This window comes from Rhodococcus sp. IC4_135 (assembly GCF_011602025.1).
Classification (GTDB): Bacteria; Actinomycetota; Actinomycetes; order Mycobacteriales; family Mycobacteriaceae; genus Rhodococcus_F; species Rhodococcus_F baikonurensis.
This window is the reverse complement of sequence record NZ_JAAOLG010000005.1, coordinates 212,088-228,750: the sequence shown is the minus strand read 5'-3', so window position 1 is coordinate 228,750 and position 16,663 is coordinate 212,088. Positions and strand designations below refer to the sequence as shown.

Here is a 16,663-nt window from a genome sequence, read left to right as displayed (position 1 = left end):
CAATGGGGATGAATGACACCCATGTAATTGAATGACGGTCACGATCCGGGTCGAATCAGATACTCGCTGGTCAGCGCCATCTCATGGTCATCACAAGGCCCACAACCATGAAGCCGAAGCCGACGAGGAAGTTATAGTTTCCCAAGTCGTTCATCCACGTGATCGAATCCGCGGCCAAGTAGTACACAATCAGCCACGCCAGGCCGACAAGCATGAATCCGAGCATCACCGAGACGTACAACGTGCTCGACGGACCCATCTTCACCTTCACCGGAGTGCGGTTTGCCGGGTTGACTGTGTAGTCGTTCTTCTTACGGACCTTCGACTTGGGCATGACGTCCTCGCTCTACGGTGTGACCTGCATGTGTTACCTACACGCTAACGTAGCTGTGTCCAGTTGGTCACCGGCCGACCTGCACAATCCGGGAGGAGCCACGTGTCTTCGGGTGAATCTTCACGAACCGTCTGGCACATCGGTGTACTTGCCGTCTGCCTGGTAGCCGGTCTGATGGTCGCCACGGCGCAGAGATCCGCCGAGGAAAATCAGCTCCAGGTCACCGAAAGCACCAGGCTCTCCGATCTGGTCCGCAGCGCCCAGGCCAATGCCGAGAAAGTTTCGGCCGACCGGGACGAACTTGCCGCTCAGCTCGATTCGCTGCAGGAAGACGCCGCTCGGTCCGACGCCGGCGTGGCAGCGGCTCTCGGTGACATCAAGAACATCTCTGCCGACGCAGGACTGACGGAGATGACCGGCCCCGGTGTCGTGGTCACCATGACGGACGCCCCGCGCAACGCCGACGGCAAGTATCCGGTCGACGCCACCCCGGACGACCTCGTCGTGCATCAGCAGGACGTCCAGAGCGTCCTGAACGCACTGTGGGCCGGTGGGGCCGAAGCGGTGGGCATGCAGGACCAACGGATCATCAGTACGTCGGCGCCACGGTGCATCGGAAACACCCTCCTTCTTCACGGCCGTACCTACAGTCCGCCGTACGTGATGAGCGCGATCGGCGATGTTGCGCGCCTCGAGGCGGCACTCGCTGCCGAACCGGGCATTCGGATCTACAAGCAGTACGCGACCCGCTTCGGCCTCGGGTACACGCAGGCGACGCCGTCGCAGATCACGGTCCCCGCCTATACCGGCGGATAGCACGGGCGTTTACCCTGCTCTCATGAGGATTCTCGTCGTCGACAACTACGACAGCTTTGTGTTCAACCTGGTGCAGTACCTCGGCCAGCTCGGAACCGAAGCCGTGGTCTGGCGCAACGACGATCCACAACTGACGGCCGACCTCGAGGGTGCAGTAGCTCAGTTCGACGGCATTCTCTTGAGCCCTGGCCCCGGAACCCCGCAGCGTGCGGGAGCGACGATGGATCTGGTGAAGGTCTGCGCCGACACCAAGACCCCGCTGCTCGGCGTCTGCCTCGGACACCAGGCGATCGGTGCGGCTTTCGGCGGAACCGTCGACCGCGCTCCCGAACTGCTCCACGGCAAGACGAGTCTGGTTCACCACAAGGACGTCGGCGTCCTGGCCGGGCTACCCGATCCGTTCACCGCTACCCGATACCACTCGCTGACGGTTCTCGAGGACACCATTCCCGAGGAACTCGAGGTGACTGCACACACCGAGAGCGGCGTCGTGATGGCGATGCGTCACCGCGAACTGCCGATTCACGGCGTCCAATTCCACCCCGAGTCCGTACTCACCCAGGGTGGGCACCGGATGCTCGCGAACTGGCTCGCAGTCTGCGGTGAGGCGCCTCCAGAAGGACTCGTCGCAGCCCTCGAGGCCGAGGTCGCGTCGGCGCTCGGCGGCGCATTGCCCGCAATTCTCTGACATCTGTCCACAAAAAAGTGCCTCCCGGAAATCTCCGGGAGGCACTTTTTCAGTTTGCTAGCGGCCGGGGATTCCGAGCGCTCCGACGCTGACGGTGATCACCGCGTCCTTGGAGATCTCCGATCCCGGAGGCTGCGTCTGCGAGACGATCTTGCCCACCATCTCCGGGGTGAGCGTCGTGCTCTGGTTCTGCACCAGCTGCGATGCAGTTCCCGCCCAACCGGCTGCGCGAAGCGTGGTCAACGCCTCGGACACCGTCTTGTTGGTCAGATCAGGCATCGCGACCTGGTTGCCGTTGGATACTCGCAGCGTCACGGTCGAACCCTTGGTGGCCGACGTGCCACCGGTCGGGTCGGTCGAAACGACCTGTCCCTTCGGCAGTCCCGAATCGATCTCCGTGATCTGGACGACGAACCCGGCACCTTCGATGTTGGGCCTCGCCACCTCTTCACGCTGACCGGTGACATCCGGGACACGAACCTGCTCCGGTCCGGTGCCGACGGTGATCGAGACCGCGGAATCGAGAACCACCGATACGCCGACGGCAGGATCCTGATTGACGATCTTGTCGACCTCGGCGACGGTCGATGCCGCCTTGCCGATGGTCGGATCAAGTCGGAGACCGACGGAGTTGAGCTTCTTCTCGGCGTCGTCCTGGCTCAGCCCGGTCAGGCGCGGGATCGCGACCTGCTCGGGTCCGGTGGACACGTCGATGGTGACGGTGCTGCCCTTCTCGATGCGCACCCCGGCAACCGGACGCGTCGTGATGACGTTTCCGGCAGCGATCACCTTGTCCGTCTTCTGCTGACGCTCCACCTGGAATCCGGCGTTGGTCAGCGTCGCCTCGGCGACGTCGGCGGGCTGGTTGGTCAGGTCACCCGGAACGGTCACCATCTCGACCTTCGGCGAGTTCACCCGAATGAGGAAGAACGTCACCAGACCGATCACCAGAAGCGCCGCGATGCCCATCAGGGCGTAGCGTCCGCCCTTCTTCTTGGCAGGCGGCTCGGCGGCGCGAGTAGTCCGCGCAGGAACCGGCTCGACCGGATCAGGCGCAGTGCGGTAGTTCCCGGTGTCGGAGCCGACGGCGCCGAGGATGGTGGTGCGATCCTCGTCGTTCATCACCATCGGCGCACTCGGACGCTGACCGCCCAGAACGCGTACCAAGTCGCTGCGCATGTCGCCGGCGCTCTGGTAGCGGTTGGCCGGGTTCTTGCTCATCGCCTTGAGAATGATCGAATCCAGCTCGCGCGGAATATCGGGATTGATCTCCGACGGCGTCTGCGGATCTTCACGAACGTGCTGGTACGCCACGGCGACCGGTGAATCACCCTTGAAGGGCGGCTCGCCCGTCAGAATCTCGAACAGCACACAACCGAGCGAGTACACGTCCGAACGCGCGTCCACCTGCTCACCTCGCGCCTGCTCCGGCGACAGGTACTGAGCGGTGCCGATCACGGCGGCCGTCTGCGTCATCGGGCTCGACGCGTCGGAAATGGCACGGGCGATACCGAAGTCCATCACCTTCACGGCGCCGGCACGGTTGATCATGATGTTGGCGGGCTTGACGTCGCGGTGCACGATGCCGTTGCGGTGGCTGAAGTCCAAAGCGGCACAGACGTCCGCGATCACTTCCATCGCCTTGCGCGGAGCCATCGGCCCGGTGCTGCGCACGATGTCACGCAACGTGTCGCCGTCGACGTACTCCATGACGATGTACGGCAGCGGCCCGGCGTCGGTCTCGGCTTCACCGGTGTCGTAGACGGCCACGATCGCCGGATGGTTCAGCGCGGCAGCGTTCTGCGCCTCACGACGGAACCGCAAGTAGAACGTGGGGTCGCGCGCGAGGTCTGCACGCAGCACCTTGATCGCGACGTCGCGGCTGAGTCGGAGGTCGCGCGCCAGGTGAACCTCGGACATTCCGCCGAAGCCGAGAATCTCACCCAGCTCGTAGCGGGAGGAGAGATTGCGGGGTGTCGTCATTGGTCTTGTCCTAGCGGTTCTTCAGCGTCTCCGGGATCCGCCAACGGCTCAGTGGTCGTTGTGGTCGTCGTTGTCGTCGTGGTGGTGGTTGTGGTCGTCGGAGTTGTTGTTGTCGTGGTCGGCGTTGTCGTGGTGGTTGTCGGCTCGGTCGTGGTTGTCGTCGGCCGAGTCGTCGTTGTTGTCGGCTCGGTGGTCGTCGTCGTCGGCCGAGTTGTCGTCGTGGTGGGCTTGGTCGTCGTGGTGGTCGGCAACGTCGTGGACGTGACGACGGGCGGCGTCGGGTCGCTCGGACCGTCGGTCGCGATCCAGACTCCGCCGATGATCAACGCCAACAAGATCAATCCGCCGCCGGCCCATGCCACGGCCTTCTGCCCACTGGTCATTCCGCCGGCTGCCGCGTCGTCCGCTGCAGTTGCGCCCGTCACCGGGCCCGCGTACGTCGGCGGCATGACCTGCGTGGCACCCGTGGCCGGCATCGCGCTCGCGGCACCGGTGGCGAGTACGCCAGGAGGCGGTGGACGCCTGCCTGCCCGAACGGCTGCAACGGCGTCGGCGAACTCACCGCCACTGGCGTAGCGGCCGGCCGGATCCTTGGTCAACGTGATGTCGATGAGCTCGCGGATGTTCGGCGGCAGGTCGGCCGGCATCGGTGCCGGGGTTTCCTGCACGTGCTTCATCGCGACGGTCAGCGCTCCGTCACCGGTGAACGGGCGTCGACCCGAAAGTGCTTCGTATCCGACGATTCCCAGCGAGTACACGTCACTCGCCGCGGTCGCGTCCTGACCGAGGGCCTGCTCGGGCGCGATGTACTGGGCGGTGCCCATCACCATTCCCGTACGCGTGACGGGCGAGTTCTCGACGGCCTTGGCGATGCCGAAGTCCGTGATCTTCACCTGGCCCGTCGGCGTGATGAGGATGTTGCCCGGCTTCACGTCGCGGTGCACGACACCGGCGTCGTGTGCGACCTTCAGAGCGCGGCCGGTCTGCTCGAGCATGTCGAGGGCATGCGGAACCGCCAGGCGGCCGACGCGTGCCAGGACGGCGTTGAGCGGTTCACCATTGACGAGTTCCATCACCAGGTACGCCGTGGAATCGCCCGAGCTGTCGCGGGTCTCGCCGTAGTCGTAGATTCCGGCGATACCGGGGTGGTTGAGCTGCGCGGTGGTGCGGGCCTCGAAGCGGAAGCGCTCCAAGAACTCCGGATCGGAAGAGAACTCGGACTTGAGTACCTTGACGGCGACGCGACGGTTGAGGCGGGAGTCGGTGGCTTCCCACACCTGACCCATCCCACCGGTGGCGATGAGACGGATCAATCGGTAACGATCGGCGATCAAAGCGCCGTTGTTCAACGCCACGGTTCAGCCCCCTTGGATTCCGGCTGCGATGACTGCACGACCGATCGGCGCAGCAACCGAGCCACCGGTAGCGGCAAGTCCGCGGTCACCACCGTTCTCGACGATGACGGCCACGGCGACCGTCGGATTCTGCGCCGGTGCAAAAGCGATGTACCAGGCGTGCGGCGGGGTTTCCCGCGGGTTCACGCCGTGCTCGGCGGTACCGGTCTTGGACGCGATCTGAACCCCGGGGATCTTGCCGTCGCCGCCGGTGAAGTTCTCCGAGCCGATCATCAGATCGGTCAGCGTTGCGGCCACTGCCGGCGAGATGGCCTGACCCATCGACACCGGTGACGGCGTACTGAGATCGGTCAGATCCGGTGCCTGCAGCTGGGAGATCAGGTTGGGCTGCATGCGCACACCGCCGTTGGCGACGGTCGCGGCGATCACTGCATTCTCCAGCGGGGTCACTGCGACGTCGCGCTGGCCGATGCTGGTCTGACCGAGAGCCGCGTCGTCGGAGATGTCGCCGACGGTGCTGTCCGCAACGGGCAGCGGGATCGCGGGAGTGTTGGGTCCGATGCCGAAGGCGCTGGCTTCGTCCTTGATGGCGTCGGCGCCGTCCTTGATGCCCAGTTCGACGAAAGCCGTGTTGCACGAGCGCGCAAACGCGTCGCGCAACGACGCCGTCGGGTTGGGGCCGCAGGTGCTGCCGTTGTAATTCTCGAGGGTCGTGCTGGTGCCGGGCAGCGTGATCTGCGGAGCCGCGGTCAGCTGGTCGTCCGGGGTCGCACCGTTGCCAAGAGCTGCGGCAGTGGTGAGCACCTTGAACGTCGAGCCGGGCGGGTAGGTCTGCGAGATCGCGCGGTTGACCAACGGATCGTTGGGATCGGCATTGAGCTCGTCCCACGCCTTGGTGGTTTCGGCGCCGTCGTGGCTGGCAAGCAGGTTCGGGTCGTAGCTCGGGGTGCTGACCATCGTCAGGATGCGTCCGGTGCTCGGCTCGATCGCGACGACGGAGCCGGTGTAACCCTTGCTGGTCAGCTGGTCGTACGCCACCTGCTGCATCGCCGGATTGAGCGTCGTGACGACGTTGCCGCCGCGCGGATCGCGTCCGGACACCAGGTCGAAGAAGCGCTGACTGAACAACCGGTTGTCCGAGCCGTTCAGAATCGGATCCTCGGTGCGCTCGAGGCCGGCGCTGCCGTACTGCATCGAGTAGAAGCCCGTGACCGGTGCGTACGGGTACGGATTCGGATACTCGCGCAGATACTTGTACCGGTCGTCGGTGGCGCGGGAGGCGGCAAGCACCTGACCGGAAGCCGAGATCTGACCTCGCTGGCGTGAGTACTCGTCGAGCAGCACCCGCGAGTTGCGCGGGTCGGCTCGCAGGTCGTCAGCCTTGATGACCTGTACGTACGTGGCGTTGGCGAGGAGCGCGACGACCATCACCATGACGGCCATCGCGACGCGGCGCAGTGGAGTGTTCATACGCGCGGCATCATCTCGGTGTTGGCGTCAGCGATTGGGGGCGGACCTTTCTTCTTCGTCACTACCGGCGCACGAGCCGCGTCCGAGATCCGGACGAGGATGGCCAGCAGTAGATAATTCGCGAGCAGCGACGAGCCGCCGTACGACATGAACGGTGTTGTCAGACCCGTCAGCGGGATCAGCTTGGTGACGCCGCCGACGACGACAAAGATCTGGATCGCAATGGTGAACGACAGACCGGCGGCGAGCAGTTTGCCGAAGCTGTCGCGCACCGCCAACGCCGTACGCAGGCCGCGCACGATGAGAAGCAGGAACAGCATCAGCACAGCGGCCAGGCCGATCAGGCCGAGCTCTTCGCCGATGGTCGCGATGATGAAGTCCGTCTTCGCGAACGGCACCTGGTTGGGGCGGCCGCTGCCCAGACCTGTTCCGGCGATACCGCCGGTGGCCAGGCCGAACAGCGATTGCGAGATCTGATAACCGGTGTTGGCGTAGTCGCCGAGCGGGTCCAGCCAGGTGTCGACGCGCACGCGTACGTGGCCGAACATCTTGTAGGCGAAGAAGAATCCGATGGCGAGCAGTCCGCCGCCGATCACCAGCCAGCCCACACGTTCGGTCGCGATGTAGAGCATCACCAGCACGGTGCTGAAGAGCAGCAACGACGTGCCGAGGTCGGTTTCGAAGACGAGCACACCCACCGAGACGATCCAGGCGAGCAGGATCGGGCCCAGGTCGCGGGCACGCGGAAAGTCCATGCCCAGGAAGTGTTTGCCGGCCGAGGTGAACAGGTCGCGCTTGGCGACGAGTACCGACGCGAAGAAGATGATGAGCAGGATCTTCGCGAACTCACCTGGCTGAATGCTGAATCCGGGCAGGCGAATCCAGATCTTCGCGCCGTTCACGCTCGAGAACTTCGCCGGCAGGATCGCAGGAATCGCCAAGAACACCAGACCTGCGAGGCCGAGCGTGTAGCTGAACCGCGCCATCAGGCGGTAGTCCTTCAAGAACACGAGCAGCAGCACGAAACCGGTGATCGCCAGTGCAGTCCACATGACCTGCTGGTTAGCATCCGGAGACGGTGCCTCGACGCCGTTGTAGAGCGCTGTCTGTTCGTCGGCGAGGTCGAGTCGGTGGATGAGCACCAACCCCAGGCCGTTGAGCAGGGCGACGATCGGCAGCAGCAGCGGATCGGCGTACGGCGCATACCGCCGAATTGCCAAGTGCGCGATCAGGAACAAGCCCGTGTACGCGAGCGCGTACTTGGCCAGATCGAGAGTGATCTTCTGTTCCTGGCTCGCCTCGACGAGCAGAAGCGAGACCGTCGTGATGATGACGGCAAAGCCCAGGAGCAGTAGCTCCATGTTTCGACGGGTCGACTGGACCGGCGCCGGGGCAAAACCTCCGGGCGGACTCGGAAAAGCCGTCCCCGCAGCTGCGTTGGACGACATCAGTTGACCGTCCTGCAAGTCTGACCGGGAACTTCGGTCGGCGTAGGCGTAGTCGTGGGTGCCGCCGTCGTCGGCGCAGCAGGCTCCCCGGGCGGTGCGGGGGGCGGCGTGGTCTCCGGTGCCGGCGGGGGAGTGGGCGTGGCCGTCGTCGTCGGAACCGGCTCACAACGAGGCAGCAGATCGCCGCCGATGAGACGGATCATCTGGCTCTGCGCATCTTCACGCTTGCCGGACGGCAGCCCGGCGCGCACCTGTTCCTGCGCCGACGGCTGCAGATCCGTCACTTCGAGGATGTTGCAGTTGCTGGGAATCGCGTCGGGGGAGACGAGGGTCAGGACGTCGTCGTCGCCGACGCAACCCACCAGATCCGCGTCTTGCAGCGAGTAGCCGAGCACCGAACCGGGGATTCCGCGCAGCACCGTCACGCGGCCGTTGTCTTCGCCGACGTAGTAGTTGTTGCGGATGACGGCGCGGCCGATCACGGCGCCGACGCCGACCAGTGCGATCAGCACCACGGCGAGGACCACCCACCATAACCGGTTCCGCTTCTTCTTCGGTTCCGGTTCGGGTTGTGAGACAACTCGCTTGGGCGTCGCGCGCGGCGGACGCATGGCAGCGGCGCGGCCGGCTGCGGTGTTGGGGGGAGGGGAGTCCTCTTCCTCTTCCGTCGACGCGGCGCCCGCGACGATGGGATGCGACTGGCCGTAGTCGAGGTCGATGACATCGGCGACGACGACGGTGACGTTGTCGGGACCGCCGCTGCGCAGAGCCAATTCGATGAGACGGTCGGCGCACTGCTCCTGCGAGCCCTCGCGCATCGTGTTCTCGATGGTCTCGTCGCTGACCACGTCGGAGAGGCCGTCGGAGCACAGCAAGTAGCGATCACCGGCGCGGGCTTCGCGCACGGTGAGCGTCGGCTCGATCTCGTTGCCGGTCAACGCCCGCATGATCAGGGATCGCTGCGGGTGCGTGTGTGCCTGTTCGGCGGTGATCCGGCCCTCGTCGACCAACGACTGCACGAACGTGTCGTCGCGGGTGATCTGCGTCAGGTGGTCGTCGCGCAGCAGGTAGGCGCGCGAGTCGCCGATGTGCACGAGACCGAGCTTGCTGCCGGAGAAGAGGATCGCGGTGAGCGTGGTGCCCATGCCGTCGAGTTCGGGTTCTTCCTCGACGTGATCGGCGATGGAATCGTTGCCCTCGCGGGTGGCTGCCTCGAGCTTTCCGAGCAGATCCTCGCCGGGCTCGTCGTCGTCGAGATGCGCCAGAGCGGCAATCATCAACTGCGACGCGACCTCACCGGCCGCGTGCCCGCCCATACCGTCGGCCAAGGCCAGCAGGCGTGCACCGGCGTACACGGAATCTTCGTTGTTGGAGCGCACGAGACCGCGGTCGCTGCGCGCCGCGTAGCGGAGAACAAGGGTCACGGGCGTAGCTCGATTACCGTCTTGCCGACGCGAACCGGAGTGCCCAGCGGGACGCGTACTGCAGTCGTGACCTTGGCGCGGTCCAGATAGGTGCCATTGGTCGAACCGAGATCCTCGACGTACCAGTCAGCTCCGCGCTGCGAGAGCCGCGCATGGCGCGTCGACGCGTAATCGTCGGTGAGAACGAGCGTCGAATCGTCGGCGCGGCCGATCATGACCGGCTGAGAACCCAGGGTGATGCGGGTGCCGGCGAGGGCGCCCTGCGTGACCACCAGGTACCGAGGCACCTTCGCCTTGCCCAGCGAGGGCAGGACCTTTCCGGCGCGGGTGTACCGCGGCGGAACCCTGACCCCGGAGCCGGCATAGATGTCGGAGCGGAGAGTGCGGAGGACTGCCCAGACGAACAGCCACAGTAGGAGCAGGAAGCCCGCCCGTGTGAGTTGCAGAATCAGGCCCTGCACGGCTGTCCACCTCCTTCTATGGCTCGAGCCCCGCCGCAGCGGGGTTCGAGCATTGTCGACTGGCAGCATCATAGGGGGCTCTGGGCCCCGAAGATCACGATACTGACAGCCGCGTGACGGCGGCGCGCCGACGGACCGCCGAATGTTCGATTGTTATCGGAAAAATCCTGGCGTCCGTTTCTCAGCTCAGAGAATGCGAACCAGAATCTCCGAGTGACCTGCACGAATGATGTCACCGTCTGCCAGCTGCCAGTCCTGGACCGGTGCTCCGTTGACGGTGGTGCCGTTCGTGGATCCCAAATCGGACAGCATCGCGGTGCGGCCGTCCCAACGGATGTCGATGTGGCGACGTGAGACGCCCGTGTCCGGGAGGCGGAACTGAGCTTCCTGGCCGCGGCCGATGACATTGCTGCCGTCGCGAAGCTGGAAGTGGCGTCCGCTGCCGTCCTCGAGCTGCAGGGTTGCCGTCAGGCTCTGGGCCGTCGGTGCGTAACCGCCCTGCGGCTGGGCATAGCCCTGCTGCGGGTAGGCCTGCGTCTGCTCGAAGTTGCCACCCTGCTCGTAGCCGGCCTGCTCGTACGGCTGCTGTGTGTACGCCTGCTGGTCGTAGCCGCCCTGCTGGTAGCTCTGCTGGTCGTAGCCCGGCTGATCGTAGGACTGGCCGTTGTACGGCTGCTGGTAACCCTGCTGGTCGTAGCCGCCCTGCTGGTAGCCCTGCTGGTCGTACCCACCCTGGTACGCCTGCTGGCCGTAGCCCTGCTGGTCGTACGGCTGCTGCTGGTAGCCCTGCTGGTCGTAGCCGCCGCCCTGCTGGTCATAACCCTGCTGGTCGTAACCGGCCTGCTCGTACGGCTGCTGCTGGTTGGGGTACGCCTGCTGGTCGTAGCCGCCCTGCTGCTGGTTGTAGCCCTGCTGGTCGTCGCCTGTGCGGTAACCGTCGCCGCGGTCGTAACCGTTCTGGTACGGGGCTTCCTGGCCCTGCGGAGCGGCGTAACCGCCGTCGTCGTGGGAGTACCCGTTCCGTGCCGGCTGCTGCGGTTCGGGCTGGCGACCCGCCGGTTCGCGGCTTGGTTCGTAGCCTGAGTTCTGCGTCATGGGGCCGGCTCCTGGTTGTGACGGGACTGGATTGGAAACAGGGGGAACAATCGGTGCGGGTCGCTGAGGCGGCCGTTGTGGAGGCCGCGACGAAACCTGCGGAACATGCGACGGCGGCGATGCCTGCTCGGCGTCACCATCCGGGTCGACGGTCCCGCGGGTGCGGAACTGACCGGTGTGGAGCGTAGGCGAAGGCTCGAAAGTGACCGAGATGTCGCCGTACGTCTGCCAACCCTGATCGCGGATGAAATCCTGCAGGTGTCGGCTGAAAGCTTTGGTCGTGAGTTCGCGATCAGCTGCCAACTCTTCGTGATCGGAGTTGTTGATGGTGATCACGTAGTTGTTGGGGGCGAGAAGGATTCCGCCGCCGAGGTGCTCGACGCGGTCACGTGCCTCCTGCTGGAGCGCCGCCTCTACTTCCTGCGGCACAACACCACCACCGAAGACCCGCGCGAATGCGTCGCCGACAGCTCCTTGGAGCTTTCGTTCGAAACGCTGCACGATGCCCATCGGGCCCTCCTCTCGCCTCGCATCTACGACGGCAAAATGCTCGGCAAGTAGCGCCGGCACCGCCTTGTCGCGTGTCGTCCAAACTGCTGTACAGGTTCCACGGTACTGTCAAATGTCGCTTCGGCAGTACCTGGCCGCTGTTTCAGCATGGTATCGGTTCTGGGCTTTCGGGTGCTCGGTGTTCATCGATTCGTGCCCTGAACTGCACGAATAGAACTTTCAAAGTTTGTCGTGATAATGTTTCGGCGTTGCTCGGGCGAGTGGCGGAATGGCAGACGCGCTGGCTTCAGGTGCCAGTGTCCTTCGGGACGTGGGGGTTCAAGTCCCCCTTCGCCCACCACAAGACGAGGCCACGAACTCATAAGAGTTGGTGGCCTCGTTTTTTGTTGTCGGCTATCTGGCCGCAGCCTGAATGAAGCTCAGAACGAAGTCCAATGCGGTGCCTGCAAACGAGTCGTTGACTGTTTGAGGGGCCGCGGCGGGCGCAGTGATCTGAGGGTTCATCATCCCTGGCGGCAGTGTCCCGGGTGGGAGATTGATGACGGCGTTGATGTCGTAGATGGTGTTGTCGGGACCGTTGGTCACCGAGAACGAGAGACTGCCGAAGTCGGCGACCGGAGTGTCGGCCGATGCAGTACCAACTGCACTGCCGAAGGTGATCGCGGCAGCGAGCGCGCCAACACCGAGGGCGGCGGTGGTCCGGGACAAACGAGTGGGCGTTTCGAGTCCATTCACAGATGTGCTCCCTTTCGTGGTGACAGCATCCGTGCGCGGGATGCCAAGCAGCCAGGAGATTGCAACCACTATCGAGGAAGATAACGGACATTCCCGCCATTGCGGGGTGGTTCGGCACGAAGTGCTTCGTCGTTCCCAACAGCCAGAGACTTGGGAGTTGCCCGGGTGACTGCCCAGGAGATTCTTGTCGTCTTGGTTGAACGTCGGTTGGCCGACGAAACTCTCAGTAACCGGGTGAAACGTGACGTTCTCGCTCGACGCTGACCCTTCGTATTTACGTATATCCGTAGATGCGGACATACGCGAAAGCTAATGGAGCCCCACCGGGAGGCAACCCGGCGAGGCTCCAGACCGGGACCTCTGGAAGGAAAAACCTGATCATGACCGACTTTTAGCCTCCGGGCAGCTCGTATTCAGCTAGGCGCTTTGCTCGCGGCACTGGCACTCGCATTCGCGATCGTCATTGCACTCGGCATCACCACCGGCGCATTCGTACTTTCCTTCGCCGTATAACGCGACCTCGCACGGCAAGCACTGATCCCCGAACATCTGACCTGGATCTTCCCGGCGATTGTCGACAGCGCCATCCTCGGCGCCACGATCGCCATCGTCATCATCAGCAAGCTCAACATGAACAAACGCGACAGAGGCTTCTACATCGCACTCGCCGTCAGCGTTGTCGTGATCAGCATTCTCGTCGTTCAGGTCTTCGACTCCCGTTCCGTCCGAGCAAGTTCGATGTTCGCGTACAACGCAGAATGCTTCAAACCCGTTTTCTTGCAAAGCTTTTCGATATCCTGGGAGAGTCATCCGGTCCGGTGATGGACAAAACGCACGCTGAAACCCACAGAATCACTCTGCCGCTAACTATCCGCGGATTACGATCTCGATGGAATCGACATCGACGTCATAGGTTTGTGCGAGTCCAGCCTTCGCCTGCCGGATCGTGAGACCGCCGGCATTAAGCGGCGGTGTCGCAGTGCTGTCTTCAAATTTCACGAAGTTCGCGGCGTCCAGATTGATTTCGAGATCATCGAGAGTGGTGTAGCGGACCGGATTTCGGTCACCGGTCCATACGGCTGGCTGACTGATGCGGGCATACTCACTGAACTCGATCTTCCATCGCCCGTCTTCAGCGCCAGTGGCTGGACTGATGCGGGAGATTCGGCCAACTAGAAATGCGCTGCCGTGCGGTTCGGCGCCATCTGCGTAGGGCTCTGGATTATGAGCGTTTTGAGTGCACACCAAATACTCGCACTTCTTTGCGCGGGCGGCGTCGAGTTTCCACGACTGAGATCCGCCTTCTCGGATGATCGTATCGAAGCTCTTGCCGGTGAATACGGTGACTGTGTTCTCTGTGCTGGGCATGACGCAACAGTATCAAGCTATATAAGAAGTATCGACGAAGTATCGAACTTTGTTCGATCTTTTATCTTGCGGACCGGTTCGTCCAGATTTCTGAACGTGCGTGTTGTCGGCGTTACTGCGGCCTGGAGAGATTCGACCACCACAAGCACTGCGCAATTTGTCAGACTCCGACCTACCATCAACACCGCGACGAGCATCAGGTCGCCACACTGACCAGACCGAAGCGAAAGCCGAAGTCCTGACCTGCAGCGAACCGTGCAGATCGGTCACACGTGGCGACCCGATCAGTTCTCAGGCCCAGGCCGTTACCGGTGCATCAACCTCGTGCTGCACCGTAAGGAACAGACCTCTTCGACGATCGTGGCAACGGCATCCTGTGGTCCCGGCCGCAAGCTATCAGGAAGTGGACCGACCTGGCCTAGAGCAGTTCATCTGCCAGGCCAAGAGACGGCACCAAGGTCGCGATGTCGATGATCTCGATATGTGCAGCCGGTCCGGTGGTGAAGTCGGCGACGGTGAACTGTCCGGCAGGTCCGAACTTCTCTTCGAACCGGCGTCGAGTATGGGGAGAGGTGCGGCCCAAGGCCCACTCGGCGGTTGATCGTGAGGCCACCAAGAATTTCTTCGAAGCGCCCCGACGACGAACAGCTGCGCACGCCGCTTCGTAGGGTCCAGCGCCAGATGAACCAGATCAGCAAAGACGCCTCGCTTGCGCATGGTGTCGGCACTCTTGCACTGCGAAACCTTGAACTCGGCGATACGCCGATCGGTCTCGACATCAAACGGCCTGCTGGGGTCGTTGCCGGCGCCGAGTGATGGCCTGACAGTGACGGTCTCACCAGGTTCGAGGATCAGGGGAAGGCGCCGCGCAATGACTGTGGCATGAATGACGTCGTTGAGCCGACCTACATGCTGACGAATGGCCAGGGCTGCGTCGAGAAGATCCTCGCTGAAGTGAAAATGTTCGACGGCGTCAGCAAACCCGGTCATGTCCGAACCATCGAACACCGACTCAGCGGAGGACAGGTGCTTGGTGAGCTCGTTCGTAGTGAGGAACTCCAGCAGAGTAGCGAATGATGCCGACAGATGCGTGTAGTCACACAGTGCGACGGTGAGGTTACCGCCTGTTTCGAGCCGCTGCACACCGTTCTTGGCCTTGTAGATACTAGTGGTGAAACCGATTTTACGGAGACGCGCCGGGGCGGTATGAGAGGTGAAGCTCGATCGTGGGAGGTTGCTGATCAGCTGATATGTCTGATTCGGGGGATAACGAACGCCGTCGATGTCGGCCCAGTGTTCTCGGATCGGTTCGGGTACAGCCTGACTGACGAGCTTCAACGCCGCATCGAGGTCTGTTGGATCCTCAGGGATCTGCGTTTCCATCACAACGATGAGTCAAGCAGGCCATTGCTCCATAGGATTTCACGAAACGATTTGGCACGCCCACTCATAGCGAAAGCCCAAGGCTAGGCTTTGGGACGCTGACGGTGCTTACCGGCACAGGTTCGGAAACGAGGGAAACTCATGGCCGATTCGGATAAGTGGTGCAACGCTCTGTACTTCCCGTACGGCCGGAAAAAGATGGGAGGGGTATTTTGCCGTCTGGATACCGGACACGATGGCGACCATTGGTGCGAGTATGAGGACGAAATGCGGCAGTAGATCGAGTATCAAACGGGCGATCATTCTTGGCGCCACTCGCAACTTCTTCCCACGCCGCTCGCATCGAATGGCCGCTATGAGCGTACCTCTGCAAATCGAGGACCTGAAAGTCGTGATCACGGATGACTGTCTCAGAATCTCCCGTGCTCCAGCGGGCACTACAGAAGGTGAGACAGGTTTCTGAGACAGGATACGATTCGGTAACGAGATGTGGCGATTTTTCTCCGGCATCATCTTGGCCGCGCCCCCGACATAGCCAGCTCTTTTGACGGGTGACCTCTCGGTAAAGTTTCCGCGTTCCGACTCTAGGAGGTTCTGGTGGAGCTCGTATGTACGTCGTGTGAGCAGGTTGTCGAGGACGAGGCGGACTGGGACGAGGAGTGTGAGTTGTGCCCGGGGTGCTCCGAGGTGGGCGCAAGTTCCACATACTGCTGCGGGGCCATATACGAAGCTGGCGAGGACACCTGCGGGAGCTGTGGCGAGCCTCTCTAGGCCGAACTACCGATTAGCGGCATCCCACGGGACCCAGTTATTGCCGCTGATCGTGCAGTCGTCTTCTCCAGTGTCAGAGTTCTCGGCCTTGCAAGTCAGGGCCAGCGCTAACCACTAGCTTCATTTCTTCATGAACCCGCCGATAGCGGCCACGATGAACAGGACCCCGAGAGCCCCTGCCAAAGCGAAAATGGTATCCAGCACCGGCACAGAAAGATCGAACAACAGGAAGAGTGAAGTCGGGGTTATGAGCACGATGCCCTTGAGGAACCATGCAAGGTGCTCGTCGACAATAAGGCTGGGCGAACCGAGACCTTTAGCCCCTTTCGATATCGACCGGGCCGCCGAATTGTACGGCTGAACAGCGCCTTTCGAATCAAAGGTGAAAAGCGCAATCTCGACGTCCGCTGCATATTTCACAGCATGGGACGAGTACCCACTCAAAGAGAAGAAAAGCATCGACCTTCGCAGGTCACGGCCTCGTGCACCATATAGACGCTGAAGGTCTGGCCGGCCAACCTGGGACCTGTGCATCTTCACTTGAGCTATCGCTCGTGACGACAGCACGTCGATACCACCATCCGGTCCTCCGGGATGTGCTCGTGCGTCATTGAACCCCATCTTTCGCATGGCCGAAGCCATCGCCAATTCAGCTTGTTGATGAGAGAGCGAAGTCACGACAAGCGCCTCCTGATAAGTGAAATCCACTTATACACCGCGACTCCGACATCTGAGCGACAACAACCCAAGTTCGCCACCGAGCAATCGAGCTAACTGTGCCACCGCTCCAAAATCGATGTATTCCATGGAGCCTGCTGGGTG

16 protein-coding genes, 1 tRNA gene and 1 pseudogene are annotated in these 16,663 nt (G+C 62.8%); 6 read left to right on the top strand and 12 right to left on the bottom strand.

Annotated elements, in window-relative coordinates:
* Nucleotides 1–70 precede the first annotated feature (70 nt).
* Complete coding sequence (crgA, locus tag G8767_RS13015) at nucleotides 71–334, bottom strand: cell division protein CrgA (RefSeq protein ID WP_003942576.1); 264 nt, start codon at nucleotides 332–334, stop codon at nucleotides 71–73.
* Nucleotides 335–508: 174 nt separating this feature from the next.
* Between crgA and G8767_RS13010 the strand changes: the two genes are divergently transcribed.
* Nucleotides 509–1,150, top strand: a complete 642-nt coding sequence (locus G8767_RS13010; protein WP_230091228.1) for a DUF881 domain-containing protein — start codon at nucleotides 509–511, stop codon at nucleotides 1,148–1,150.
* Nucleotides 1,151–1,172: 22 nt separating this feature from the next.
* Complete coding sequence (locus tag G8767_RS13005; RefSeq protein WP_003942537.1) at nucleotides 1,173–1,838, top strand: aminodeoxychorismate/anthranilate synthase component II; 666 nt, start codon at nucleotides 1,173–1,175, stop codon at nucleotides 1,836–1,838.
* Nucleotides 1,839–1,895: 57 nt separating this feature from the next.
* Here G8767_RS13005 and pknB read toward each other — a convergent pair whose 3' ends face one another.
* From pknB to G8767_RS12970, 7 genes are all read right to left on the bottom strand, one after another.
* Entirely contained in the window at nucleotides 1,896–3,821 is a 1,926-nt protein-coding gene (gene pknB / locus G8767_RS13000) for a Stk1 family PASTA domain-containing Ser/Thr kinase (RefSeq protein WP_166810384.1), read from the bottom strand.
* Nucleotides 3,818–5,176: a protein kinase gene (locus G8767_RS12995; RefSeq protein WP_166810383.1), complete on the bottom strand. Its 1,359-nt coding sequence runs from the start codon at nucleotides 5,174–5,176 to the stop codon at nucleotides 3,818–3,820. Before G8767_RS12995 ends, pknB begins: the two co-directional genes overlap by 4 nt.
* A gap of 3 nt (nucleotides 5,177–5,179) precedes the next feature.
* Nucleotides 5,180–6,646: a penicillin-binding protein 2 gene (locus tag G8767_RS12990; RefSeq protein ID WP_007735774.1), complete on the bottom strand. Its 1,467-nt coding sequence runs from the start codon at nucleotides 6,644–6,646 to the stop codon at nucleotides 5,180–5,182.
* Nucleotides 6,643–8,094 carry an FtsW/RodA/SpoVE family cell cycle protein gene (locus G8767_RS12985; RefSeq protein WP_007735775.1) on the bottom strand — a complete coding sequence of 484 codons (1,452 nt, stop codon included), beginning with the start codon at nucleotides 8,092–8,094 and terminating at the stop codon, nucleotides 6,643–6,645. Before G8767_RS12985 ends, G8767_RS12990 begins: the two co-directional genes overlap by 4 nt.
* A complete protein-coding gene (locus G8767_RS12980) occupies nucleotides 8,094–9,518 on the bottom strand; it encodes a PP2C family serine/threonine-protein phosphatase (protein WP_116057577.1) in 1,425 nt (474 codons plus the stop codon). Before G8767_RS12980 ends, G8767_RS12985 begins: the two co-directional genes overlap by 1 nt.
* A complete protein-coding gene (locus G8767_RS12975) occupies nucleotides 9,515–9,979 on the bottom strand; it encodes an FHA domain-containing protein (RefSeq protein WP_003943418.1) in 465 nt (154 codons plus the stop codon). Before G8767_RS12975 ends, G8767_RS12980 begins: the two co-directional genes overlap by 4 nt.
* A 186-nt stretch (nucleotides 9,980–10,165) precedes the next feature.
* Nucleotides 10,166–11,584, bottom strand: coding sequence for a DUF3662 and FHA domain-containing protein (locus G8767_RS12970; RefSeq protein WP_020905627.1), 1,419 nt, complete (start codon nucleotides 11,582–11,584; stop codon nucleotides 10,166–10,168).
* Nucleotides 11,585–11,838: 254 nt separating this feature from the next.
* Between G8767_RS12970 and G8767_RS12965 the strand changes: the two genes are divergently transcribed.
* A tRNA-Leu gene (locus G8767_RS12965) sits at nucleotides 11,839–11,924 on the top strand.
* 53 nt (nucleotides 11,925–11,977) lie between these two features.
* On the opposite strand, the gene G8767_RS12960 is transcribed toward G8767_RS12965, so the two are convergent.
* On the bottom strand, nucleotides 11,978–12,319 hold the full coding sequence (locus G8767_RS12960; RefSeq protein WP_166810382.1) for a hypothetical protein: 342 nt from the start codon (nucleotides 12,317–12,319) through the stop codon (nucleotides 11,978–11,980).
* A gap of 426 nt (nucleotides 12,320–12,745) precedes the next feature.
* On the opposite strand from G8767_RS12960, the pseudogene G8767_RS12955 reads away from it, so the two are divergent.
* A pseudogene (locus tag G8767_RS12955) lies at nucleotides 12,746–13,015 on the top strand (DUF2637 domain-containing protein); the annotation flags it as partial.
* A gap of 171 nt (nucleotides 13,016–13,186) precedes the next feature.
* On the opposite strand, the gene G8767_RS12950 reads toward G8767_RS12955, so the two are convergent.
* Nucleotides 13,187–13,687, bottom strand: coding sequence for a hypothetical protein (locus G8767_RS12950; protein WP_166810381.1), 501 nt, complete (start codon nucleotides 13,685–13,687; stop codon nucleotides 13,187–13,189).
* Nucleotides 13,688–14,105: 418 nt separating this feature from the next.
* A complete protein-coding gene (locus tag G8767_RS12945) occupies nucleotides 14,106–14,300 on the bottom strand; it encodes a hypothetical protein (RefSeq protein ID WP_166810380.1) in 195 nt (64 codons plus the stop codon).
* A 68-nt stretch (nucleotides 14,301–14,368) separates the two neighbouring features.
* On the opposite strand from G8767_RS12945, the gene G8767_RS36305 reads away from it, so the two are divergent.
* Together G8767_RS36305 and G8767_RS12940 are read left to right on the top strand one after the other, a co-directional pair.
* The gene (locus G8767_RS36305; protein ID WP_277346879.1) at nucleotides 14,369–14,503 is read left to right on the top strand and encodes a hypothetical protein; all 135 of its coding nucleotides are present in this window, start codon (nucleotides 14,369–14,371) and stop codon (nucleotides 14,501–14,503) included.
* 66 nt (nucleotides 14,504–14,569) lie between these two features.
* Nucleotides 14,570–14,764 (top strand): hypothetical protein, encoded by a 195-nt coding sequence (locus G8767_RS12940; protein ID WP_128636489.1) that lies wholly within the window; start codon nucleotides 14,570–14,572, stop codon nucleotides 14,762–14,764.
* 1,197 nt (nucleotides 14,765–15,961) lie between these two features.
* Here the strand turns inward: G8767_RS12940 and G8767_RS12935 are convergent.
* Nucleotides 15,962–16,519, bottom strand: coding sequence for a restriction endonuclease (locus tag G8767_RS12935; RefSeq protein WP_206029278.1), 558 nt, complete (start codon nucleotides 16,517–16,519; stop codon nucleotides 15,962–15,964).
* Nucleotides 16,520–16,663 lie beyond the last annotated feature (144 nt).